This is a genomic window from Taklimakanibacter albus, from assembly GCF_016595235.1.
Lineage (GTDB): Bacteria > Pseudomonadota > Alphaproteobacteria > Rhizobiales > Aestuariivirgaceae > Taklimakanibacter > Taklimakanibacter albus.
In genome coordinates this window covers 1,888,636-1,913,084 of sequence record NZ_JAENHL010000007.1, presented here as the reverse complement: position 1 = coordinate 1,913,084, position 24,449 = coordinate 1,888,636, and the positions used below count along the sequence as shown (strand labels likewise).

At 62.8% G+C, this 24,449-nt stretch carries 19 protein-coding genes; 17 read left to right on the top strand and 2 right to left on the bottom strand.

From position 1 onward, the window contains the following. Positions 1-42: 42 nt before the first annotated feature. The 15 genes from JHL16_RS20590 to JHL16_RS20520 all read left to right on the top strand — a co-directional run bounded on the left by JHL16_RS20590 (position 43) and on the right by JHL16_RS20520 (position 19,822). Positions 43-804: a DUF1444 family protein gene (locus tag JHL16_RS20590; RefSeq protein ID WP_200186705.1), complete on the top strand. Its 762-nt coding sequence runs from the start codon at positions 43-45 to the stop codon at positions 802-804. A 43-nt stretch (positions 805-847) separates the two neighbouring features. Beyond that, complete coding sequence (locus tag JHL16_RS20585) at positions 848-1,666, top strand: FkbM family methyltransferase (protein ID WP_200186704.1); 819 nt, start codon at positions 848-850, stop codon at positions 1,664-1,666. A gap of 35 nt (positions 1,667-1,701) precedes the next feature. Then, positions 1,702-3,027 (top strand): adenylate/guanylate cyclase domain-containing protein, encoded by a 1,326-nt coding sequence (locus JHL16_RS20580; RefSeq protein ID WP_200186703.1) that lies wholly within the window; start codon positions 1,702-1,704, stop codon positions 3,025-3,027. Positions 3,028-3,032: 5 nt separating this feature from the next. Next, on the top strand, positions 3,033-4,001 hold the full coding sequence (locus JHL16_RS20575) for a polysaccharide lyase family 20 protein (RefSeq protein ID WP_420884565.1): 969 nt from the start codon (positions 3,033-3,035) through the stop codon (positions 3,999-4,001). 85 nt (positions 4,002-4,086) lie between these two features. After that, complete coding sequence (locus tag JHL16_RS20570) at positions 4,087-5,973, top strand: ABC transporter ATP-binding protein (protein WP_200186701.1); 1,887 nt, start codon at positions 4,087-4,089, stop codon at positions 5,971-5,973. Then, positions 5,970-7,868: an ABC transporter substrate-binding protein gene (locus tag JHL16_RS20565; protein WP_200186700.1), complete on the top strand. Its 1,899-nt coding sequence runs from the start codon at positions 5,970-5,972 to the stop codon at positions 7,866-7,868. Before JHL16_RS20570 ends, JHL16_RS20565 begins: the two co-directional genes overlap by 4 nt. Before the next feature lie 2 nt (positions 7,869-7,870). Further along, entirely contained in the window at positions 7,871-8,869 is a 999-nt protein-coding gene (locus tag JHL16_RS20560) for an ABC transporter permease (protein ID WP_200186699.1), read from the top strand. A 5-nt stretch (positions 8,870-8,874) separates the two neighbouring features. After that, positions 8,875-10,047 (top strand): ABC transporter permease, encoded by a 1,173-nt coding sequence (locus JHL16_RS20555; protein WP_200187208.1) that lies wholly within the window; start codon positions 8,875-8,877, stop codon positions 10,045-10,047. 107 nt (positions 10,048-10,154) lie between these two features. Continuing rightward, positions 10,155-11,366, top strand: a complete 1,212-nt coding sequence (locus tag JHL16_RS20550; protein ID WP_420884564.1) for a glycosyltransferase family protein — start codon at positions 10,155-10,157, stop codon at positions 11,364-11,366. A 145-nt stretch (positions 11,367-11,511) separates the two neighbouring features. Continuing rightward, positions 11,512-12,747, top strand: coding sequence for a glycosyltransferase family 4 protein (locus tag JHL16_RS20545; RefSeq protein ID WP_200186697.1), 1,236 nt, complete (start codon positions 11,512-11,514; stop codon positions 12,745-12,747). After that, positions 12,744-13,871, top strand: a complete 1,128-nt coding sequence (locus JHL16_RS20540; protein WP_200186696.1) for a glycosyltransferase family protein — start codon at positions 12,744-12,746, stop codon at positions 13,869-13,871. Before JHL16_RS20545 ends, JHL16_RS20540 begins: the two co-directional genes overlap by 4 nt. A 139-nt stretch (positions 13,872-14,010) precedes the next feature. After that, entirely contained in the window at positions 14,011-16,740 is a 2,730-nt protein-coding gene (locus JHL16_RS20535) for an ABC transporter ATP-binding protein (RefSeq protein WP_200186695.1), read from the top strand. A 32-nt stretch (positions 16,741-16,772) separates the two neighbouring features. Beyond that, on the top strand, positions 16,773-17,237 hold the full coding sequence (locus JHL16_RS20530; RefSeq protein WP_137859619.1) for a cyclic nucleotide-binding domain-containing protein: 465 nt from the start codon (positions 16,773-16,775) through the stop codon (positions 17,235-17,237). Positions 17,238-17,255: 18 nt separating this feature from the next. Further along, complete coding sequence (locus tag JHL16_RS20525; protein ID WP_200186694.1) at positions 17,256-18,950, top strand: adenylate/guanylate cyclase domain-containing protein; 1,695 nt, start codon at positions 17,256-17,258, stop codon at positions 18,948-18,950. A 38-nt stretch (positions 18,951-18,988) separates the two neighbouring features. Continuing rightward, positions 18,989-19,822: an MBL fold metallo-hydrolase gene (locus JHL16_RS20520; RefSeq protein WP_210346037.1), complete on the top strand. Its 834-nt coding sequence runs from the start codon at positions 18,989-18,991 to the stop codon at positions 19,820-19,822. A gap of 159 nt (positions 19,823-19,981) precedes the next feature. Here JHL16_RS20520 and JHL16_RS20515 read toward each other — a convergent pair whose 3' ends face one another. Continuing rightward, complete coding sequence (locus JHL16_RS20515) at positions 19,982-20,749, bottom strand: polysaccharide deacetylase family protein (RefSeq protein WP_200186693.1); 768 nt, start codon at positions 20,747-20,749, stop codon at positions 19,982-19,984. Then, positions 20,746-21,831, bottom strand: a complete 1,086-nt coding sequence (locus JHL16_RS20510; protein ID WP_200187206.1) for a glycosyltransferase — start codon at positions 21,829-21,831, stop codon at positions 20,746-20,748. Before JHL16_RS20510 ends, JHL16_RS20515 begins: the two co-directional genes overlap by 4 nt. Positions 21,832-21,913: 82 nt before the next feature. Between JHL16_RS20510 and JHL16_RS20505 the strand changes: the two genes are divergently transcribed. Next, positions 21,914-23,047: a DUF3095 domain-containing protein gene (locus tag JHL16_RS20505; protein ID WP_200186692.1), complete on the top strand. Its 1,134-nt coding sequence runs from the start codon at positions 21,914-21,916 to the stop codon at positions 23,045-23,047. 76 nt (positions 23,048-23,123) lie between these two features. Beyond that, entirely contained in the window at positions 23,124-24,449 is a 1,326-nt protein-coding gene (locus JHL16_RS20500; protein ID WP_200186691.1) for a UDP-glucose dehydrogenase family protein, read from the top strand.

The window sequence follows — 24,449 nt, the reverse complement described above, 5'->3', positions numbered from 1 at the left end:
TCGTGGTTTTCGTCTTCCGAGGCCACGCCAACAGAAACTGTAATGACAGCCGAACAGTTTACCCACGTCTACGCCGAAAGGGCCGAGACGCTCCTGCCGGGTATGAAAGCGACGATCAAGGGAGCGCTGGAGGTGCATGTGGGGATGATGTCACATGATGACGACGATGGCGTCGCCAAGGTCTTTCTCGAGAACGCTTTCCGAGAATATGCGGAAAATCCTGCGGAGATCGATGCGATCATAAGCCGTTATCTCGTCGGCCTTCGAGGCGCATTGACGGAGGTGCCGACATTCACACGCGAGCACCTTGTGCTCGTCGTTCGCCGCGAAATCGCTTTCGAATGGCAAGCGTTGCTTCATTGGCCGCTGGCGGGAGATGTCCATGCTATCTATGCTTTTGATGCGCCTGATACCGTGCATTATGCACCAAAGGAAAAACTGGATGAACTGGGGCTCGGCGAGAGCGCACTGAAGGCCCTGGCGCTCAAGAACCTGAAACACAATCGGGTGGTGCCCCGAATCGAGACGCACCCCACTTTCGCGATTGTGAGCAGTGGAGATTCCTATTCGCCGTCGCTGCTTCTCGATGACGATTTCTGGTCGACGGAGCGGCTTCACTTTCGTGGCGATATTGTCGTCATCGTTGCGGCCAACGATCTCGTGTTGGTGACCGGCAGTCAGGAAAACGAAGGATTGGAAGCCATTGCGGAGATGGCGCACGAGGCCGCAGGCGAGGCGGTGCACGCCATTTCAACCACGCCTATCGTCCGCCGAGACGGCGCATGGCAGTCATTCGTCCAGTAACCTTTGCGTCAACCGCATTGAACTGCCGGCCCAGTTGGCGCAAATGACGGCCATGAAGCATTTCGACATCACCTATCACGGAGAAACCGTCACCCTCGCGGACCTGCCGGAATACCGAAAATTCTATGCAAAACTGGCAAGCGGCCAGTGGGAGCCGCGGACATTCCGTGCCCTGAGCGATCATCTCGGCCCCGACGTCACCTATATCGATATCGGCGGCTGGATCGGCGTCACGCCGTTCTGGGCCAGCAAGAGGGCCAAGCGCGTCCTGGTGGTCGAGCCCGATCCCAAATGCCGGGAGATCCTCAACAGCCTGCTGCCGCTCTATCCCAATGTCACGCTGCTCGAATCCGCTTTGTCGCCGGAAGACTGCATCAAGCTCAACGCGGTGGAAGGCTTCGGCAGCTCGGAGACGAGCGCGCTCGCCATCGGCGACGGCGCCTCGGTCGAGGTCCAGGGCTGCTCGATGAAGAAGCTCCTCAAGACGGCGGGGCCGGGGCCGCTCTTCGTCAAGATCGACATCGAAGGGTATGAATATGTCATCGCCCGGGAGCTCAAGGCGCTCGATGCGCCGCAGGTGAAGGGGGTGCAACTCGCCGTCCATCCGGCCCTGTATGAGAAGACACAGACCGGGCCGGCACTGTTCCGCCGGGGCAAGGCGCTTCTCGCCACATTCCGGCTGGCGCGGCTGTTCGAGCGCCTCGAGCGGCAGACGACGGTCGGCAAATATCCGAGCCTTGTTACTTATTTGTCGCAAGGGATCGCTTTGGCACCCACGCCCCGGGGCGCAGATATTCTTTTCCTTAACAGGGCGACCCCGTTGCAATCGAGCGTCCCGGATCACACATTATCGGGCCAATAGTCCCGATTCCCTCGCCCTTTCCGGAGCACAAGCCCATGGCCGTCGACCACGCCATTTCCGATACCCTCATGGATGAAGTGTCGGCCTGGCTCAAGCAGGCCTCGTTGCGCAGCACCGATCTCGAGACGGTGATCCGCGGCTGCTGCGAAAGGCTCGCCGCCACCGGCCTGCCGCTCAAACGCATCAATATCTCGCTGTCCATCCTGCATCCGCTCTATCGCGCCATGGGCTTCACCTGGCGGCGCGGCGAAGGGCTCAAGGTCGAAGGTTATCGCCATGTCGAGCCCGGCCAGGAAAAGGACGACATGCTGATCAAGAGTCCCTATTACCAGCTGATCAATAACGGGCTCGAGCACATGCGCCGGCGCATCGACGTCGACTGCAAGCCGGAATTCCCGATCTTCGAGGATTTCAAGAAGGAAGGCATCACCGACTATCTGGCTTTCTTCCTGCCCTTCGGCGAAGATTCGGGACAGGGCATCGTCGGCTCATGGTCGACGGACCGCGCCGGCGGCTTCAATGAAAGCGAGATCGCCGCCTTGCTGCGCATCCAGGGACGGCTCGCGGTGGCGACACGTGTTGCGGTTCTGAGCCAGCTCGCCGGCAACATGCTCACCACCTATCTCGGCAATGGCGCCGGCAAGCGGGTATTGTCCGGACAGATCCAGCGTGGCGACGGTGAAACGATCCGCGCCGCCCTCATCATGGCCGACATGCGTGACTCGACCGCCATCGCCGAGCAGGCCGGCCGGCAAGTCTTCATCGACACGCTCAATCAGTTCTTCGATGCCATCGCGGTGCCGTTCAGCGAGGGTGGGGCCGAGATCCTGAGCTTCCTCGGTGACGGGTTCCTCGCCGTTATTCCCTGCGCCCGCCATCGCGGCCCATCCGAGATCGCCTGCCGCCAGGCGCTCTCCGCCGCGCAGAACGCGGTGGCGCGGATGAGCCAGCTCAACGAGCAGCGCAAGGCCGAAAATCTGCCAGCGGTCGGTTATGGCCTCGGCCTTCATGTCGGCAATGTCATGTTCGGCAATGTCGGGTTGAAGGAACGGCTCACCTTCTCGGCTTTCGGGCAGGCGGTGAACGAGGTGCAGAGGCTCGAGGGCCTGTCGAAGAAATACAAGACCCCGATCATTGCCAGCGACGAATTTGCGCTTTATAGCGGCGGTGACTGGAACATGCTGGGGATCGAGACCTTGCGCGGCACCGATTATGACATGAAGGTCCATGCGCCCCTGGCGGGCAAGGGCACGGTCAGCGATTATGTGCCGGCCAGCAAAGGCCGCGAGCTCACCGATGCCGAGCGGCTCATCCTGCTGCATCGCGACAATGTCGTGCCGGCGCGGCGCAAGGCGAGCTGATGGGGATCTTCCGCGGAACCGTGCAAATCGGCGCAGTGTTGACGGGCCTGTTTCTGGCCACGGCCGCAGCACCCGCCGCCGAGCTCACCTATAAGGACAAGCTCGCCGACGGCTTCGAGGCCAAGGATTTCGCGCCGGAAGGCGGTCTCTACTACAAGAAGAATTACGAGCAGAGCGCCGGCACCGTCGAATTTCAGGACAAGGTGGTGAAGACCGGCAAGGGCGCGCTCCGGTTGTCGGTGAAGCCCCACTGTCCGGTGACCGAACGCTTATGCAGCGAACGCGCCGAGGTCTGGGAGCGCAGCAAGCTCCGCGTACCTTACGACCAGGGCGCCTGGTTCGGCTTCGCGGTCAAGTTCGAGGAGCCCTTGCCGCAGGACGATCACCGCTATCTGGTCGCCCAATGGAAACGCGAGATCAATGCCGGCGCCGACGGCGATTTCAGCCCGTTCCTGGCCTTCCGCTTCAACGAGGGCAAGTTCTTCATTACCGTCGAGACCAATCTCGTGCCCGGCAAGGAAATCGAAAAGGGCAAACGGGCGCATTGCAAGGACGGCGAGACGGCGGTGTGGCTCAGGCCTGACACCAACCAGACAAGGGCGCTCGTCGCCTATGACAGGAATTTTGGCCCTGACAACGGGGATGAATTCACGGCCTGCACCGACAAGATCACGGTGATCGACCGCGGCAATCCGCTGCCGGCGCCGGAGACGGGGTGGATCGATTTCGCCGTCTATACGAAGCCGGGCCCCGAGGGCACCGGCCATATCGAAATCTTCGCCAATGGCAAATGGATCGTCACCGTCAAGGGACGCATTGGCCACAATGACAAAGGCCTTGGCGAGAACCAATATTTCAAGTTCGGGCCGTATCGGGCCGGTGGTCCAGGCGTCTGGGCGCTCTATTATGACGACTTCCGCCGAGGTCTTGCCTGCGCGGATGTGCTCGACCCGAAGATTTGCCCCTTTCCATGAGACCCGAAAAACGGCTAGGCTTCCCCTTAACTTAAGGGGAAGGCGTTTGGTTAGCCATGCTGGCAAGGCGTAAGTCCGTTCGGCAATGACGGCGGCAGGTGATATTCTCCGCATCGAAGATCTGGGCATCGGCTTTGCGCTGCATGCCTGGGATTTTGACGCGGTCAAAGGTGCCAGTTTCCGGGTCCTGCCCGGCAAAGTGACGGCGCTTGTCGGCGAATCAGGTTCCGGCAAATCAGTGATTGCCCAGACCATCATGGGCATCCTGCCGCGACCCGGCCGCATCAAACACGGCCGGATCGTGTTTTCCGACCCCAAAAAGGGCAAGGTCACCGATCTCGCCGCTCTCGATGTCGACAGCGACAAATACCGCCATATCCGCGGCGGGCGCATCTCGATGATCTTCCAGGAGCCGATGACGTCGCTGTCGCCGCTGCACACGATCGGCGACCAGGTCGGCGAAGCCTATCGCATCCACTTCGAGGCCTCGGAAAAGGAAGTGCGCGAGCGCACCGAGGAGATGCTGGGGCTGGTCGGCTTCCCAGACCCCAAACGCGCCTATGGCATGTATCCGTTCGAGCTGTCGGGCGGCCTGCGCCAACGCGCGATGATCGCCATGGCGCTGATCTGCCGGCCGGCTCTGCTCATCGCCGACGAGCCGACCACGGCGCTCGACGTCACCATCCAGGCGCAGATCCTGCAGCTCCTCAAGGAACTGCAGCAAAAGCTTAACATGGCTGTGCTGATCATCACCCATGATCTCGGCATCGTCGCCAATATCGCCGACGAGGTGGTCGTCATCTATCGCGGCGAGATCATGGAAGCAGGCACGGTCACCGACATCTTCACCGACCCGCAGCATCCCTATCTCAAGGCGCTGCTGGCGGCGGTGCCGCATTTCAACATGACGGCGGGCGAAAGGCTGAAAGCCTTGCGCGAAGTGCCGGTCAATGCCGGGGCGCTGCTCGGCGGCAACGGCAAGCGCGAGCGCAAGAAAGTCGGCGTCCTGCTGTCGGTCAAGAACCTGGGCAAGTCCTTCGCGACGCGCCAGTCCGGCTGGTTCGGCAAGGGCGATGGCCACGAGATCCGCGCCGTCGACAATGTCAGCTTCGACATCAAGCAGGGCGAATGCTTCGGCCTGGTGGGCGAATCAGGCTGCGGCAAGACCACCGTCAGCAAGATCATCATGCGGGCGCTGACGCCCAGCCAGGGAACGGTCACCTTCGACAGCGGCGAAGGACCCGTCGATCTCCTCAAGGCCGAAGGCGACAAACTGAAGGATCTCAGGCGCCGCATCCAGATGGTGTTTCAGGATCCGTTCAGCTCGCTCAGCCCGCGCATGACGGTGCAGAACATCCTCAGCGAGCCGCTCGAGATCCACAATATCGGCACGGCGGCCGAACGCCAGGCGACGGTGGAAAGACTGATGCAGGCGGTCGGCCTCGATCCGCGTTATCTCAGCCGCTATCCGCACAGCTTCTCGGGCGGCCAGCGCCAGCGCATCGGCATTGCGCGCGCGCTGGCGCTCGGTCCCGATCTTCTCATCTGCGACGAGCCGGTCTCCGCCCTCGATGTCTCGGTGCAGGCGCAGATCCTCAATCTGCTGAAGGACCTGCAGAAGGAGCTCGGGCTCACCTATCTCTTCATCTCGCATAATCTGGCGGTGGTCGATTACATGGCCGACCGCATCGCGGTGATGTGCCGCGGCCGCATCGTCGAGGTGGCGCCGCGCGAGACCTTGTTCCGCAATCCGGTACATCCCTATACGCGCGCCCTTCTCGCCGCCGTGCCCTATCCCGATCTGGGCCGGCCGCTCGATTTCAAGACGCTCAAGCTCGGCGGCGCTTCCGATGACAGCGCCTGGGGACAGGATTTCCGCGATGGGGGTGGGGGCCTCGACTATCGCGATCTCGGCGGCTCGCACTGGATATTGGCCCGGCGCGAGAAACAATACGGGGAGTTAGCTCAATGATCTCGCGGCTTCTTTACGGGCTCGTGGCCCTTGTCCTGTGCGCCCTGCCGGCCATGGCAGGATATGTCGAACCGGATTCGCTCAAGGACAAGGTGGCCAAGGGCGAATTGCCCCCGGTCGATCAACGCCTGCCGAGCGAGCCGCTCAAGGTCACGATCGAAGGCGAGGGCAAGTCCGTCGGCCAATATGGCGGCACGGCGCGCATCCTGATCGGCGGCCAGCGCAATATCAGCCTGATGACGGTCTATGGCTATACGCGGCTCGTGCGTTATGACGACAAGCTGCAGCTGCAGCCGGATCTTTTGAAATCCTTCGACGTCCAGGACGGCCGCGTCTTCACCTTCCATCTGCGCCCAGGCCTCAAATGGTCGGACGGCGAGCCGGTCACCACCGAGGACTTCCGCTACGCGCTCGAAGACGTGCAGCTCAATGAAGAGCTGAGCAAGGTCATCTCCCCCTATCTCCTAGTCGACGGCAAGCCGCCCAAATTCGAGATCGTCGACGACAATACGCTGCGCTACAGCTGGGATGCCCCCAATCCGGATTTCCTGCCGCAGATCGCGGCCCCCCAGGCGCTGAGCCTGGTGATGCCGGCCAAATATCTGAAGCAGTTCCACAAGAAATATCAGAGCGAGGACAAGCTCGCCGAACTGATCAAGGCCAATGGCGAGAAGAAGTGGACGGGCCTCCATATCAACAAAGCCCGGCAATACCGGCCGGAAAACCCGGACCTGCCGACGCTCGATCCGTGGCGCAACATCACCAAGCCGCCCTCCGAGCAGTTCGTCTTCGAGCGCAACCCGTATTTCCATCGCGTCGACCAGGAAGGACGCCAGCTTCCCTATATCGACCGCTTCGTTCTCAATGTGAGCTCCTCGTCGCTGATCGCGGCCAAGACCGGCGCCGGTGAGACCGATCTCCAGGCGCAGAATATCAGCTTCGCCGACTACACGTTCCTGAAGGAATCGGAAGCGACCCATCCGATCCGCGTCAAATTGTGGGAAAGCGGGCGCGGCTCGCGCGTCGCTCTGTTCCCCAATCTCAACTTCGCCGATCCGGTGTGGAGCAAGGTGCTGCGCGATGTCCGCTTCCGCCGGGCGGCATCGCTGGCGATCAACCGCGACGAGATCAATCAGGCCAAGTTCTTCGGCCTGAGCCGGCCGAGCGCCGATACGGTGCTGCCGGCGAGCCCGCTCTATCGCGAGGAATATGCGACGGCCTATACCGCTTACGATCCCGACAAGGCCAATGCGCTTCTCGATGAAATGGGCCTCGACAAACGTGGCAGTGACGGCGTCCGCCTGCTTCCCGACGGAAGGCGCGCCGAGATCATCATCGAGACGGCGGGCGAGGATTCGGTCGAGACGGACGTGCTCCAGCTCATCACTGACCATTGGAGCAAGGTCGGCCTCAAGCTGGTGATCCGGACGTCGCAGACCGACGTGCTCAGGAGCCGGGTCATCGGCGGGACGACGATGATGACCGTCGCTTCCGGCCTCGACAATGGCGTGCCGACCGCCGACATGAATCCGAAGGCCCTGGCGCCGACGAGCCATGAGCAGATGCAATGGCCGCAATGGGGCATCTTCGTCGAATCGGCCGGCGAGAAGGGGACGCAGGCCGATGTGAAGGAGGCCCAGGAGCTTTTCGATCTCTACAAGCAATGGGAGAAAGCCGCCGACAGCGCGGCGCGGGCCGAGATCTGGCACAAGATGCTGGCGCTCTATACCGACCAGGCCTTCTCCATCGGTATCGTGAATGGCGCCAAGCAGCCTATCGTCATATCGGCGAAATTGCGCAACGTGCCTGAAACGGCGTTGTTCAGCTTCGACCCGACCGCCTATTTCGGCGTCTATGGCATGGACACGTTCTGGTTCGACAAGAAGGGCCCCTGAGGATGTTGCGTTACATCATCGGGCGCATCTTCATGATGGTGCCGACGCTGGTAATCATCTCAGCGCTGGTCTTCACCATCATCGAGCTGCCGCCGGGCGATTATTTCGAAAGCTATGTGGCGGAACTGCAGGCGCAGGGCGAAAGCGTCAATGCCGAACAGATCGAGGCGCTGCGCCAGGAATATGGTTTCGACAAGCCGCCGGTGGTGCGTTACTTCCATTGGGTCGCCGGCATGCTGACCGGCGATTTCGGCTATTCCTTCGAATACCGGCTGCCGGTGATGGATGTGGTGGGCGACCGGCTGTGGCTCACCATCCTGGTGTCCTTCACCACCATCATCTTCACCTGGCTGATCGCCTTTCCGATCGGCATCTATTCGGCGACGCATCAATATAGCTGGGGCGATTACGGCCTCACCTTCCTCGGCCTCATGGGCATCGCGGTGCCAAACTTCATGATGGCGCTGGTCTTCATGTATCTCGCCAATGTGTGGTTCGGCACCTCGATCGGCCATCTGATGGATCCGCAATATATGGATCAGTCGATGAGCTGGGAAAAGTTCAAGTCCATCATGGCGCATCTGTGGATCCCGGTGGTGATCATCGGCACGGCCGGCACCGCCGGCATGGTCCGGCGCCTGCGCGCCAATCTGCTCGATGAATTGCAGAAGCAATATGTGGTGACGGCGCGCGCCAAAGGGCTGCATCCGTTCAAGGCGCTGGTCAAATATCCGTTGCGTATGGCGCTCAATTTCTTCATCTCCGATATCGGCTCGATCCTGCCGGCGATCATCTCGGGCGCCGAGATCACCGCCATCGTGCTGTCGCTCGAGACGACCGGACCGCTTCTGATCCGGGCGCTCAAGAGCCAGGACATGTATCTGGCGGGGTCGTTCCTGATGTTCCTCGCCTTCCTCACGGTCATCGGCGTCCTCATTTCGGATCTGGCGCTTGCCGTGCTCGATCCGCGCATCAGGCTGCAGGGCGGAAGCACGAAATGAACGACATGACGCCGCTGCCGCCGCCGGGCCAGCCGCTCAGGCATTATGTCTCGACGGCTCCCTTCGATCCGACGACGACAGAGACGATGAGCGAGCAGCAGAAGCGGGTGTTCCTCGCTTCGCAATGGAAGCTGATGTGGTGGAAGTTCAAGCGCCACAGGCTGGCGCTCATCTCCGCCATCATCCTCGCCATTCTCTATGCGATGATCATCATCGCCGAATTCCTGGCGCCCTATAATCTCGCCACCCGGAATGTTAGCGCCATCTATGCGCCGCCGCAGAGTGTCCGGCTGTTCCATGAGGGGAGTTTCGTCGGGCCGTTCGTCTATGGCCGGACCGTCCAGCTCAACATGGACAATCTCAAGCGCGAATATAAGGACGACACCAAAAACGTACAGAAGCTGCGCTTCTTCTGCTCAGGCGACAAATACAAGTTCTGGGGCCTGATCGAGGCCGACCGTCATTTCGTCTGCCCGGCCGAGGGTGGCCAGTTCTTCCTGCTCGGCACCGATCAGCTCGGCCGCGATGTTTTCTCGCGCATCATCTACGGCGCCCGCATCTCGCTCACCATCGGCCTTCTCGGCGTCTCGGTGAGCTTCATCCTCGGCATCGTGATCGGCGGCATTGCCGGCTATCGCGGCGGCATCATCGATCTTTTGACGCAACGTCTCATCGAAGTGCTGCAGTCACTGCCGAGCATCCCCCTGTGGCTGGCGCTCGCCGCCATCATGCCGGTCACCTGGTCGCCATTGCTTGTCTATTTCGGCATCACTTTCATCCTGGGTCTGCTCGACTGGACCGGACTTGCCCGCGCGGTACGCTCGAAACTGCTGGCGCTGCGTGAGGAGGATTACGTCCTTGCGGCACAGCTCATGGGCGCCAAGGGCAGCCGCATCATCGGCCGTCATCTGGTCCCCGGATTCATGTCGCATTTGATCGCCTCGGCCACCATATCCATCCCCGGCATGATCCTCGGTGAAACCGCATTGAGCTTCTTAGGCCTGGGCCTGCGGCCTCCCATCGTCAGCTGGGGGGTGCTGCTCAATGAGGCCACCAATATCAACGTCGTGGCGCTCTATCCCTGGCTCATGCTGCCGGTCATTCCGGTGATCGTCGTCATATTGGCCTTCAACTTCCTGGGGGACGGACTGCGCGATGCAGCCGATCCGTATAAGTAAATGAAAGAGCGGACCGGCCAGCAACAGGGATTTGACGCGTTCATGCCCTGTGGCATAGTCCGCCGTTTCGGGGCGAGCGAGGTCGGCATGGAGAGAGGGGAATGACGATGCGTCGGCTGGAACATGCCCGCATTCTCATGTACAGCCACGACACGTTCGGGCTCGGACATTTGAGGCGGTGTCGCACTATTGCACATTCTCTGGTCGAGAATTACCGGGGCCTGAGCGTTCTCATCATCTCAGGGTCCACCATCGCCGGCGCCTTCGATTATCGGGTGCGCGTCGATTTCGTTAAAATCCCGTCGATCATCAAGCTGCACAACGGCGATTATACGTCGATCGACCGGCATACCGATCTTCACGAAACGCTGGAGATGCGCCAGGCGATCATCCGCCACACGGCCGAGTCCTTCCAGCCCGATCTCTTCATCGTCGACAAGGAGCCCCTGGGCCTGCGCGGCGAGCTCGAGGAGACGCTCTCCTATCTCAAGACCCACGGCACCACGCTGGTGCTGGGCCTGCGCGAGGTCATGGACGCACCCGAACTGCTCAAGGCGGAATGGGCGAAGCGCGACGTGCTGCGCAAGATCGGTGTGTTTTATGATTCGATCTGGGTCTACGGACCGGAGGATTTCTACGATCCGCTGACCGGCTTCGACGTTTCGCCCGCGGTGCGCTCACGCATGCACTATGTCGGGTTCCTGCAGCGTCACATGACGCAGGTCGATGTGCCGGTGCGCGACGTCGAAGGCAGTTACATCCTGGCGACGACGGGTGGCGGCGGCGACGGCGCCGATCTCATCCACAATATCTTCGACGCCTATCATCATGATCCGTCGCTGAAGCACAAGATGCTGATCGTGCTCGGCCCTTTCATGCCGGCACGCAAGCGGCGCAAGCTCGTGAAAAAGGGCTCCGCCATTCCGCATGTCGAGATCATCGAATTCGACAACCGCATGGAAAATCTCATCGCCGGCGCCCGCGCGGTCGTCAGCATGGGCGGCTATAACACCTTCTGCGAGATCCTCTCTTTCGACAAGCCGGCCTTGATCGTGCCGCGCGTCACGCCGCGCGAGGAGCAATTGATCCGCGCCAGCCGCGCCGCCGAGCTCGGCGTCATCGACATGCTGCGGCCGGAAGAGGCCGAAGATCCGGCCAAGCTCGCCAACGCGCTCAAGGCGCTGCCCGAGCGGGCGCCGCCGTCGCAAGTGACCTCCAAGCTCAAGCTCGACGGGCTCGAGAAGATCACCGATCTGGTCGGCGAATGGCTGGAGCCCGGCTCGCAGAAACGCCTGACCGTCGTCGAAGGCGGCAATTAGAGCATGATGAGTTTATCCCGGCTCTTCACCCTGAGGTGCCTGCCGAGGGCGAGAAAAGAAGGGTCTGCTTCACCATCTTCGCTCTGTCCTGATGGATGCTTCGAGGCTCGCTGCGCTCGCACCTCAGCATGAGGGGCATTGAGAGATGACGAAGATCGTCATTGTGCTCAAGGGGTATCCGCGTTTGTCGGAAACCTTCATCGCCCAGGAATTGCTCGGGCTCGAGCGCGCCGGCCATGAGCTTTATCTCGTCTCGATGCGCCATCCGACCGACAAGAAGCGCCATCCCGTGCATGACGAGATCAAAGCGCCGGTGCGCTATCTGCCGGAATATCTCCATGACGAGCCGTGGTGCGTCATCCGCTCGTGGTGGAAAGCGCGGCGGCTGCCGCAGTACAAACGCCTGCGCAAAGCCTTCCTCGCCGATCTCAAACGCGACTGGACGCGCAACCGCTGGCGCCGCTTCGGCCAGGCCCTGGTGCTCGCCGCCGAGTTTCCCAAAGATGCCGACTGGCTCCATGCGCATTTCATTCACACGCCGGGCTCGGTCACGCTCTATGCGAGCCTCGTTCTCGATATCGGCTGGAGCTGCTCGGCGCATGCCAAGGATATCTGGACGTCGCCCGACTGGGACTTGCAGGCCAAGCTCGGCCAGGCCCGCTTCGTCGTGACCTGCACCAGGGCCGGCTTCGACAAGCTCAGAAGCCTCAGCCCCTATCCGGCACGCGTCCATTTGAGCTATCACGGCCTCGATCTCTCCCGCTTCGCATCCTTCGCAGGCACGCGTCCGGCACGTGATGGCACGGATGCGCATGATCCGGTCCTGCTCCTCAGCGTCGGCCGGGCGGTCGAGAAGAAGGGCTATGACATCCTGCTCGCCGCTCTGGCGCTTCTGCCGAAGACGCTCGCCTGGCGGTTCGTCCATATCGGCGGCGGCGAAGAATTGAGCAAGCTCAAGGCGCAGGCTGAGACATTGGGACTTGCTTCGCGCATCACCTGGCTCGGGTCACGGGCGCAAGAGGAGGTGCTGGCGCAATATCGCGAAAGCGATCTCTTCGTGCTGCCCTGCCGCATCGCCAGCGACGGCGACCGTGACGGCCTGCCCAATGTCCTGGTCGAAGCGTCGAGCCAGGGGCTCGCCTGCATATCGACGACGGTCTCCGGCGTGCCGGAGCTTTTGAGCGACGGCGTCAACGGGCTCCTGGTGCCGCCTGAGGACGCCCAAGCTCTGAGCGGCGCTTTGGCCAAGGCGATCACAGATCCGGAATTGCGCCTGAGACTCGGGGCCGCGGCGGAGACGCGCGTGCGCGCGAATTTCGATCACAAGAGCAGCATAGAAGAGCTCACCCAACTCTTCCGCGCCGCGCGGGGGCATTCATGAAGGTGCTCGTCTATGTGCAGCACCTCCTGGGCATCGGCCATCTGGCGCGGGTCAGCCGGATCGCGTCGGCGCTTGCCAAAGCGGGCGCCGACGTCACGCTGGTGAGCGGCGGCGCCGTTGTCTCAGGCTTCCCGCCACCCGGCGTCAAGCTCGTCCAACTGCCTGCCATCCGCGCGCGCGACATGTCCTTCTCGGCGCTCATCGACGATGACGGCAACGCCATCGACGACGTATTCAAGGCCAAGCGGCGTGACCGGCTCATCCAGGTTTTCGACGCGGTGAAGCCGGATGTCCTGATCGTCGAAGCCTTTCCCTTCGGCCGGCGGCAGATGCGCTTCGAATTGCTGCCGCTCCTGACGCATGCGCGCGCAACCGCCAGGCCGCCGCTCATCGCCAGCTCGGTGCGTGACATATTGCAGGAGAACCGCAAGGTCGGGCGCGCCGAAGAGACGCTCGGCACGCTGCGAGATTTCTTCGACCTCGTGCTCGTCCATGGCGATCCTCATTTCGCCCGCCTCGAGGAGACTTTCCCGCAGGCGCGCGAGATCGCCGACCGCATCGTCTATACGGGGCTGGTGGCGGGGGAGGCGGCGACATCGCCCGACCGTTTCGACGTGGTGGTCTCGGCCGGGGGCGGCGTGGTCGGCCGCAAGCTCATCGATGCCGCGCTTGCGGCGGCGCCTGGCCTTCTCGGCCGCTGGCCGCGCTGGTGCGTGCTCACCGGACCCAATTTCCCCGCCGCCGAACGGGCCGCACTCCAGGCCGGCCTGCCGGCCGGCGTCGTCCTCGAGACCTTCCGGGCCGATTTTCCGGGCCTTCTCGCCAAAGCCCGGCTGTCCGTCTCGCAGGCCGGCTACAATACGGTCTGCGACATATTGCGGGCCGGCTGCCCGGCGGTGCTCATTCCCTTCGCGGAAGGCGGTGAAACCGAGCAAAGCGACCGTGCCCGGCGCCTGGCCAGGCTCGGGCTCGCGGCGGTGGTGACGGAAGACCGCCTCACGCCCGGCAGCCTGGCGGATGCCATGGCGGCGGCGCCGGCTCCCGGCGGCCTTGCGCTCAATCTCGACGGCGCGGCCGAAACGGCGCGTATCCTCGAACACCGCCTGGCTCCGCCCTTGCCGTGAAGAACCGGCTTAACCTTGATTCCAATGGATTTTCGGCAGTAGCCGGGACTGGATCGATTTTGTATGCTGAGGCGAGCGGTCATGTATAAAACAGTTTCACCATCCCATCGGCTCCCGCCCTTCGAGCGCTTCCTCCTGCATGGATAAGAATCTCGCCAAATATATCTGGAGGCATACGAGCCGGCATCAGATCTGGATTCTGTTCATCATCCTCCTGTCGATGCCGACTTATTTCCTCTCGCTCGACCTGCCCAAGCAGATCGTCAACGGGCCGATCCAAGGCGACGGCTTCAACACGCCCGATGCGCAGCAAGTCTTCCTGCGGCTGGTGATCGACCTGCCGGACTGGCTCTCGAAGGCCGAGCCCTTTGTCCTGTTCAACGGCTTCAGCCTCGACCGGCTGCAGATGCTGATGGCGCTGTCGGGCGCCTTTCTCGTTCTCGTCATCATCAACGGCCTGTTCAAGCTCTATATCAACACCTTCAAGGGCCGGCTCGGCGAACGCATGCTGCGCCGCCTGCGCTTCCAGCTCATCGACCGCGTGCTGCGCTTTCCGCCCAATGTCTTCAAGCGCGTGAAGGCGGCCGAAGTCGCCACCATGGTGAAGGACGAGGTCGAGCCGCTCGGCGGCTTCATCGGCGATGCTTTCGTGCAGCCGGCCTTTCTCGGCCTCCAGGCGGCGACCGCGCTGTTCTTCATCCTTCTGCAGAATGTCTGGCTGGGCCTTCTCGCCGCCTTCATGGTGGGCATCCAGGGCGTCGTCATCCCGAAGATGCGCCGCCGCCTCATCCGGCTCGGCAAGGAGCGTCAGCTTACCGCGCGCCAGCTCGCCGGCCGCGTCGGCGAGATCGTCGACGGCATTTCCTCGATCCATGTCCACGACACGTCGAACTACGAGCGCGCCGATGTCGCCGACCGGCTGGGGCGCATCTTCAAGATCCGCTACGACCTCTATCAGTGGAAATTCTTCGTCAAGTTCCTCAACAACTTCCTGGCCCAGGTCACGCCGTTCCTGTTCTACGCGATCGGCGGCTATCTGGCGCTGCGCGGACAGCTCGACATCGGTCAGCTCATCGCGGTGATCTCGGCCTATAAGGACCTGCCGTCGCCGATCAAGGACCTGATCGATTGGGACCAGCAGCGCATCGACGTTCAGGTCAAATATGCCCAGGTCTATGAGCAGTTCCATGTCGACCAGATCATCGAGCCGGCCATACAGGACGTGACGAGCGGCCCGGTGGCGCCGATCAAGACGCCGATCTCCGTCGTCAACTTCTCGGCCAGCGACGACAGCGGCGCCAGGCTCCTCGAGAACATCACGCTCGACATGCGGCCCGGCGAAAGCGTCGCCGTCATCGGCACGGCAGGCGGCGGCAGCGAGGCGCTCGCCGATACGCTGGTGCGTCTGGTGTGGCCGGAACAGGGCCGCGTCAGCATCAATGGCGAGGATCTGCTTTTTCTTCCGGAAGCGCTCACCGGGCGGCGCACCGCCTATGCCTCGGGCGACGCTTTCCTGTTCCAAGGCACCATCTACGACAATCTGACCTATGTGCTGAAGCATTATCCGGTGCGCGAGCGTGTTTATGAGGGCGCGGCGCTGGCGCATCGCGATTGGGAAAAGGCAGAAGCACTCAATGCCGGCAATCCCGATCACGATCTGCATGGCGACTGGATCGACTATGCGACGATCGGCGTCGACGGGCCGGACGAGCTGTTCACGGCCATGGAGCAGACGCTCGAGGCCGTACAATTCTCGGACGATGTTTTCGATCTGGGCCTCAGGGCATCCGTCGACGAGAAAGTCCATCCGGCAATCCCCGAGCATATCGTGGCGGCGCGCAAGGCGCTCCGGACACGGCTCGAGGAAGAGAACCTGGCGAGCCTCGTCACCTCCTTTGATGCGGCGCTCTACAATGCCGAGGCGACGGTCGCCGAGAATCTGCTGTTCGGCACGCCGATGGGGTCGGAGCTTTCGAATGTGAATCTGGCGTCGAATGCCTATTTCCGCTCGGTGCTGGCGCAAGCGGGGCTCGATGAGGCGCTCTACCGGATGGGCGTCGAGATCGCCCGCAACGCCGTCGAGCTGTTCCGCGACCTGCCGCCCGACCACCCGTTCTTCCAGCAACTGGGTTTCATGACGGCGGACGAGATCCCCGATTACCAGGCGCTGCTGCAAAGGCTGCAGGACAAGCCCTTCGCGCAAGTCGCCGAGGCCGACAGCAAGCGAATGATGAAACTCGCCTTCTCCTATGTCGAGCCGCGCTATCGTTTCGGCCTTCTCGACCAGGAGATGATGGATCGCATCGTGGCGGCGCGCGCCGCCTTCCATGACAATCTGCCGGAGAGCCTCAAGGGGGCGATCGAGCCTTACGATGCCGAAGGCTACAACAAGTCCGCCAGCATCCTCGATAATGTGCTGTTCGGTCGCATTGGCCATCGCCATGCCGACGCCGCAGACCGCATTCGCGCCATCGTGCGCTCGGTTCTCGACGATCTCGATGTCAGCAGAGATGTGGTGAGGGTCGGGTTGGAGTTCAATGTGGGCGTCGGTGGCCGCCGCCTCACCTCGGTGCAGCGCCAGAAGCTGCATGTCGCCCGCGCTTTGCTCAAGCGCGGCGATTTCATCATTCTCAACAAGGCGTTATCCTCGGTCGAGCAGCGCACCCAGGAGCAGCTGGTGCGCTCGGTGCTGGGCGAGGCGGCGCGCGACGGGCGCAAGCCGGCGGTCATCTGGGTGCTGAGCAATCCAAATCTCGCCCGGCTGTTCGATCGGGTGGTGGTGCTCGACCGCGGAACTGCGGTCGAGGATGGGAATTACGACCAGTTGATGGCTCGAAAGGGCGTATTCGCCGGGCTTCTGGCGTCGTAATATGGATGGAGTGGAAATGGGAGTGATGAGACATGCAGCTCAAGGATGAAGTGGAGCTGTTGCGGCGCGTGCCGCTCTTCTCGAATGTCGCGCCGGCCAAGCTCAAGCTTCTGGCCTTCACGTCGGATCGCGTCAACTTCGACCAGGGCCAGACGCTGTTCAAGCAAGGCGACCCGGGTGATGCCGCCTATGTGGTGTTGTCGGGCTCGGCCGATGTGCTGGTCAATTCGCAAAGCGGCGAGATCAAGGTGGCGACACTCGAGCCCAATTCGATCGTCGGTGAGATCGCCATTCTTTGCGATGTTTCGCGCACCGCAACCGTCAAAGCCAATGCGCCGCTCGAGACGCTGCGCATCCGCAAGGATCATTTCCTCAGATTGCTGGCGGAGTTTCCGGAAATGGCCGTCGAGATCATGCGGGTGCTCGCCGATCGCCTGAGCCACACGACCGCCGAGCTCAGCGAAGCGCGCAGCGATCTCCGGCGAAAGGCAAATTAACGCGTCAGGAGGCTCGGGATGACCGCTCCCGATTCTGCCGTGCGGTACAGGCCCGCCCTCCGTATAACACTGCGCCAGCTGCGGCTGGCGACGGGGCTTGTGCTGTTCGCCTTCGCGGCGACGCATTTCCTCAATCACGCCGTCGGCCTCGTGTCGATCGACACGATGGAGGAGGTGCGCTCATGGCGCATCGCCGTCACCCGCAGCGTTCCCGGCACGGCCATCCTGCTCACCTCGTTCCTCGTCCACTTCGTGCTCGGGATCGTGGTGTTCATCCGGCGCCGCAGCCTGAAGATCAGCACGCATGAATGGGTGCAACTCGGTTTCGGCCTGCTCATCCCGCTTCTGCTGATCCGCCATGTCACCGCGACCCGCGGCGCCCATATCTATGCCGGTGTCGATGACAATTACTTTTATGCATTGTGGGCCATGTGGCCGGCCGAGGCCTGGCGGCAGGCGTCGCTGATGACGCTGGTCTGGGTACATGGGCTCATCGGCCTGCATCACTGGCTGGAATTCAAGCCCTGGTACCGCCGCCTGAAGTGGCTTTGGGTGGTGCTCGCGACGTTGATTCCGACGCTTGGTTTTGCCGGCTTCACCTCGGCCGGGCGCGCCATCCGTTATGAGACGGATTTCCAGCCGCCGATGAGCCAGGAGCAGTTCGACTTCCTGCATGGGCTGCTCGACTATGAATTCTACGGCTATCTGGGATTGCTCGCTTTGATCGTGGCGGCGCGCCTTGGCCTCGGATTGCTCGACCGCTACCGGCACACGATCGCCATCACCTATACGGGCGGGCAACGCGTGTCGGCGCGCCGCGGTCTTTCCATCCTCGAAATCAGCCGCCTCAACAACATACCGCATGCCTCGGTCTGTGGCGGACGTGCCCGCTGCTCCACCTGCCGGATCCGCGTGATCGAAGGACCGGCGGATCAGCCCCCGGCCGATGCCAATGAGCAGAAGGTGCTGAAACGGGTGGGCGCCCCCGCCAATGTCCGTCTCGCCTGCCAATTCCGGCCGGAGACCGACCTCACCATCACGACACTTCTGCCGGCGGTGACGGCCGATACAGTGAATGGACTCGTCGATAAATATTTCTGGGGCGTGGAGCAGGAGGTCACCGTCATGTTCTGCGACCTCAGGGGCTTCACCAGATTGTCGCAGCAACGTCTCTCCTATGACGTCGTTTTCCTTCTCAACCAGTATCTGGGCCGCATGAGCGAAGTCATCATCGATACCGGGGGCTATGTCGACAAATTCATGGGGGACGGGATCATGGCGATCTTCGGCATGGACAAGAGCGGCAAAGCCGGGGCCCGGGAAGCGCTGGGCGCGGTGCGCGCCATGGGCGGTGTGCTCGATGCTCTCAATCAAAGCCTGCATGACGAAATGCGCGGCATGCTCGAAATGGGGATCGGGCTTCATTCGGGGACGGCCATTCTCGGCCGTATCGGGGCGGCCGGCAAAGGCTCGGCGGCGCTGGGCGTCACCGCGCTCGGCGACACGGTAAATACGGCGAGCCGGCTGGAGGGCGCCTGCAAGGAGCTCAACATGCAAGCCATCATTTCGCGGGCGGTCCTTGACAAGGCGGAAGCGGAATTCGCCGGGCTCGAGACCCAGAGCATCGAGATCAGGGGGAGGGCCGGGGCGCTCGATGTGATCATGGTGAAGCGGGCGACGCAATTGCCCGCTTTAGAGTCGCCTAAGCCGTAGAACCTGCTACGATAAGGCCTGAGCGAGGGTTCAAGTCGTTGAAAGAAAAGAGTGAATTCACAGTAAAATTCTGGGGCTCCAGAGGCAGCATTCCGGTGTCGGGACCGGAAGTCTCGCGCTATGGCGGTGATTCGTCCTGCGTCGAGATGCGCTGCGGCGAGCATGTTCTGATGTTCGACGCCGGGTCAGGCCTCAAGCGCGCCGGCCAGGAGCTCGAGCGCGAAGGCGTCGAGCGTCTCGACATGTTCTTCTCGCACTGCCATTGGGATCATATCTTCGGCATTCCCTTCTTCATGCCGTTCTATCGCGGCAGCAACAAGATCCGTATCTGGTCGGGCCATCTCGCCGGCGTGATGACAACGCATGAAATGATCTCCGGCATCATGAAGGCGCCCTACTTCCCGATCGCGCCGGAAATTTTCATCGCCGATGTCGACTACAAGGACTTCAAGCCGGGCGATGTGCTGAAACCCCATGCGGGCATCGTGCTGCGCACCGCGAGCCTCAATCATCCCAATGCCGCGGTCGGCTACCGCGTCGAATTCGCGGGCAAGTCCGCCTGCTATATCACCGACACCGAGCATGTGCCGGGCAAGCCCGATCAGAATGTGATGAAGCTCATCGATCATGCCGATCTCGTCATCTATGACGCGGCCTTCACCGATCATGAGATGCCGCGCTATCGCGGCTTCGGGCATTCGAGCTGGGAAGAAGGTGTGCGCCTGTGCAAGGCGGCCAAGGCCAAGCAGCTCGCCATCTTCCATCATTCGCCTTTGCGCAACGACGATGAGCTGGACAGGATCGGCGTCGAGGCGAAGGAAGCTTTCCCCGGCGCCGTCGTGGCCAGCCAGGGATTGGTGATCAAGCTCTGATCAGTTTGCACCGACCTATCATCCTCACCCTGAGGTGCGAGCGCAGCGAGCCTCGAAGGGTCACTCTCCGCAACCCCATTCTATCCTGAGGGATGCTTCGAGGGCCGCTTCGCGGCCACCTCAGCATGAGGGGGGAGGGAATATTCTTCGCCTTGCTGATCAAATGCTTCTGGGCGCAACACTCTGAAGCAGATCAGCAGGACTTTTCCAATTGACTGTGCCGCTCTGCGCCGCGAGCGCGAACAGATCGGCGAGGAAGCGGAAGGCGTCGTCATCGCTGACCAGATGGTGGCTGAGCACGCCGACCGGCCTGCTGCCGCCCACGGCGCGCGCTTCCTGCAGTTCCTGAACAAGCCCCGCGATCAGCATGCCGTGATCGCGGCAGCGATTGCCGGCGCGCGAATCGACGATGTCGATATGGGTGTTGATGACGGCGAGGCCCGGCCGCGAGGCGAGCTTGTGGCCGAAGGCCGACAGGCCGGTGAAGCCGGTTTCCGGCAGATCGTCGAGCAAGGAGGGATCGATGCGATTCCAGGGCGGCACCAGCATCGGCGTCAGCCTGTCGCCATAGAGCGCGCGCAGACGCGCCAGGCCGTTGGCCAGCTCGCCCAACAAGGTGGCGCGCGGGCGATGCGGCCCAAGCTCCTGCTTCTTCTCCGGCGCCGGCGCGTGATTGGCATGCGACCAGCCGTGGATGACCGGGTGGATGATCGTCTCCGCCGCGAGACGGCTCGCCAAATCAGGGCCGGTGCGGGCCGGAATGATCGCCAGCGCCACCGGCACGTCATGGCCGCGCGCGAGATCGGCGAGCCGGTCGAGCGCCGGCGTCGGTGCGATGGCGTCGTCGTCGCGCAGCCACAGCGACGCGCTGCGGCCGGCATCGCGCCACTGCGCCAACTCGTCCTGGAGCGGCTGCCAGAGAGTCATGCCCGCGCCTTATCGAGGAGGGCCGCGAGGCGTTGCGCCGCGTTGGTCAGCGAACGCTCCTCGAGCACGAATGCGCGTGCGGCGCGGCCATAGGTTGCACGCCGGGCATCATCGGTGAGAAGCGCGCGGATCGCCAATGCATAGGCTTCGACATCACCTTCCGGCGTCAGGATGCCGGTCTCGCCATGGCGCACCACGGCGGGAACGCCGGCCGTCTCCTGCGCCACCACCGGCAGACCGGCGGCCTGCGCCTCGAGATAGGCAATGCCATAGGCTTCACCCGAACCCGGCCAGACGTAGACACCGCCGTCGGCCAGAGCGGCGGGCACTTTTTCGGGCGCTATCTCGCCGCGCCAGTCGAGCCGCCCGGACGGAATGCCGGCAAAGAGGGACATCGTCTCGGCGCGCAAGGGACCATCACCGATGACGGTGAGCCGCCACGGCAGATCGAGGAGCAGGGGCAGCGCCCTTGCGAGCATGGTGAAGCTCGTGAATTTGTCACCCTTGCGCATCATCGCCACCGTCATCAGGCGCGCCGGCGGGGTGTTCGCGAAACCATCGGCGAAAGCCTGCGTATCGATGAAAGGCGGAAGGGCTGCCAGGCGGGCGCCCGGCACCGCCTTCTCCAGCCCGGCGCGGTCGCGCTCGGTGAAACAGAGATTGAGCCTGGCGAGGCCGATGGCGTCGCGGATCAGCGCCTGGCGTTCGGCCCAGCCCTGGCGATCGCGTTTGCCCGCATAAGAGGCCTCGGCGGTGACATAGGGAATAGCGAGATGACGCGCGAGATCGGGACCCAGAAGATCGGGCGCCTTGTAATAAGGATGATAGGTGAACCACAGATCGGGTTTTTCGCCGGCGTGCCAAAGCGCCTTGAGCCGCGCCTTCTCGTCATCGGCCGCCTGCCGCACGGGCGCGAAGGCCTGCGGCTCGGGATCGGGTGTGAAGGCGCGCAAGGTGCTCACGACATCGGCCGCGAAACCGGCGAGATGCAACGCCCGCAGGAGCAGCCGCGCCATCTGGCGGTCCCCGGAGGGAACCGGATGGTCGGGCGCTTTGAGCGGGGCGTAAAAGGCGATCCTCACCCCTTTGCCTATGGCGATGTCGCGTCCGGGCGTCAATCGGGGATCGGTCGCCAAGGTCCTCCCAGCATGCTAGCTTTTCGCCATGACTCATGATGATTTCTTTGCGGCGCTGCCCACTTTCGAGAAATTCTCCGGCGTCGCCGATGCGGCGAATTATCAACCCTTGCCGGACGACTGGTCGCTGGCGACCGCCGACATCGTGAGCTCGACGCAGGCGATCGCGCGCGGCGAATACAAGGCCGTCAACATGGCCGGCGCCAGCGTGATCTCGGCGGTGCTCAATGCGCTGGGCGGCGCGCATAAGGTTCCGTTCGTCTTCGGCGGCGATGGCGCGCTCCTGGCGGTGCCCGAAAGTGTTCTGCCCAAGACGCGCGAGGCGCTGGCGCTCACGCAAGTCTGGGTGAAGGAGGATCTCGATCTCGATCTGCGCGCCGCCATCGTGCCGATGCGCGATATCCGGGCAGGCGGCCATGATGTGCGGGTGGCGCGGTTCCGCGCCAGCCCCGAAGTCACCTATGCGATGTTTGCCGGCGGTGGCGCCAGTTGGGCGGAAGCACAGATGAAAGCGGGCAAATACCGCGTGCCGGCCGCCGCCGCGGGGGCGCGCCCGGATCTCTCCGGCCTGTCCTGCCGCTGGGACCCGATCGCGGCGAAGAATGGCGAGATCATTTCCCTCATCGTGACCCCGGTCTCGGCGGAGCGCAGCGCGGACTTCACCCGGCTCGTCGACGACATCGTCGCCATCATCGATGGCGAGGACCGGGCCGGCCTGCCGGTGCCGCGCAAATTCGGCTTCCCGCCCAAGGGGCTCAAATATGAGACGCTCGCCACGCATCGCGGATCACCCTTGTTGCGCAAGCTTCATATCCTGGCCGAGAGCCTCGCCGGCTGGCTGGTGTTTCAAGGAAACCTGAAGGTCGGCCGCTTCGACGCGGCGGTCTATAAGAACGACGTGGCGCAGAACACCGACTTCCGCAAATTCGACGACGGTCTCAAGCTCACCGTGGATATCGAGCCCGCCCTCATCACCCGCCTCATCGAGCGCCTCAAGCAGGCTTATCAGGCCGGGCTCTGCCGGTATGGCCTGCACCGTCAGGACCAGGCCCTGATGACCTGCTTCGTTCCCAACCCGTTCGCGCGGGATCATTTCCATTTCATCGACGGCGCCGCCGGTGGTTACGCCATGGCGGCGGCCGATTTGAAGGGCCGCGCGTGAGCTTGCAGAGCTTCTTAAGCTCCTCTAGCGTAACATGTAACGCAATTGATCTTCTCAAAAGGGCGAGCCAGCCGTCATGAAAATAGCTGTTATCGGGGCCGGTTATGTCGGGCTGGTCTCAGGCGCGTGTCTCGCGCAATTCGGCTTCGATGTGTTCTGCGTCGATCATGACGCGGCCAAGGTCGAGGCGCTCAATGCCGGCCGCGTTCCCATCCACGAGGCGGGGCTCGGCAAGCTCATCCATGACAATGCGCGGGCCGGCCGGCTCCATTTCACCATGGATCTGAAAGCGGCCGTCTCGAAGGCCGAGGCGGTGTTCATCGCGGTCTCGACCCCGACCAGGCGCGGCGATGACGCCGCCGATCTCGCTTATGTGCATCAGGCGGCAAGCCAGATCGCCGCGGCGCTCGACGGCTACAGTGTCATCATCACCAAATCCACGGTGCCGGTCGGCACGGCGCGCAAGATCAAGGCACAGATCACGGCGGAACGGCCCGATGCCGATTTCGATGTCGCCGCCAATCCGGAATTTTTGCGCGAAGGCTCGGCGGTCGATGACTTCCTGAAGCCCGACCGCGTCGTCATCGGTACCGAAAAGAAACGGGCGCAGGAAGTCCTGCGCAAGATCTATCAGCCGATCGCCATGACGGGCGCGCCGCTCATCTTCACCGACTTCGAATCGGCCGAGCTCATCAAATATGCCGCCAACGGCTATCTGGCGATGCGGCTCGCCTTCATCAACCAGCTCGCCGATCTGTGCGAGGAAGTGGGCGGCGACATCGCGGTGGTGGCCAAGGGCATCGGCCATGACAAGCGCATCGGTCATCACTATCTGCAGCCGGGGCCGGGATTCGGCGGCTCATGCTTCCCGAAGGACACCAAGGCGCTGGCCGTCACGGCGCGCGAGGCGGGCGCCCCCTTCAGCCTCATCGAGGCGGTGGTGAAGGCCAATGACAAGCGCAAGCTGGATTTGTCGACGCGCGTCACCCGCATGCTGGGCGGCTCGGTCGCCGACAAGCGCATCGCGGTGCTGGGGCTTGCCTTCAAAGCGGATACCGACGACATGCGCGACGCGCCGGCGCTCGATCTCATTCCGGCGCTCACCGCCGCGAAAGCTCAGGTCGTCGCCTATGACCCGGTGGTGAAGCCCAATGGTGTGTCAGCCTTTGAGGGCGTGGAATGGGCGAAGTCAGCCTATGCGGCCGCCAAAGGCGCCGATGCGGTCATCCTGCTCACGGAATGGAACGAGTTCAGAGGGCTCGATCTGGCCAAGCTCGCCAAGTCGATGCGCGCGGCGGTGATGATCGACCTGCGCAATCTCTACTCGCCGACCGACATCGCCAAGACGCCTTTCGCCTATCACAGCATCGGCCGGCAGGCGATGGGGCCTTCGTCAAACTGA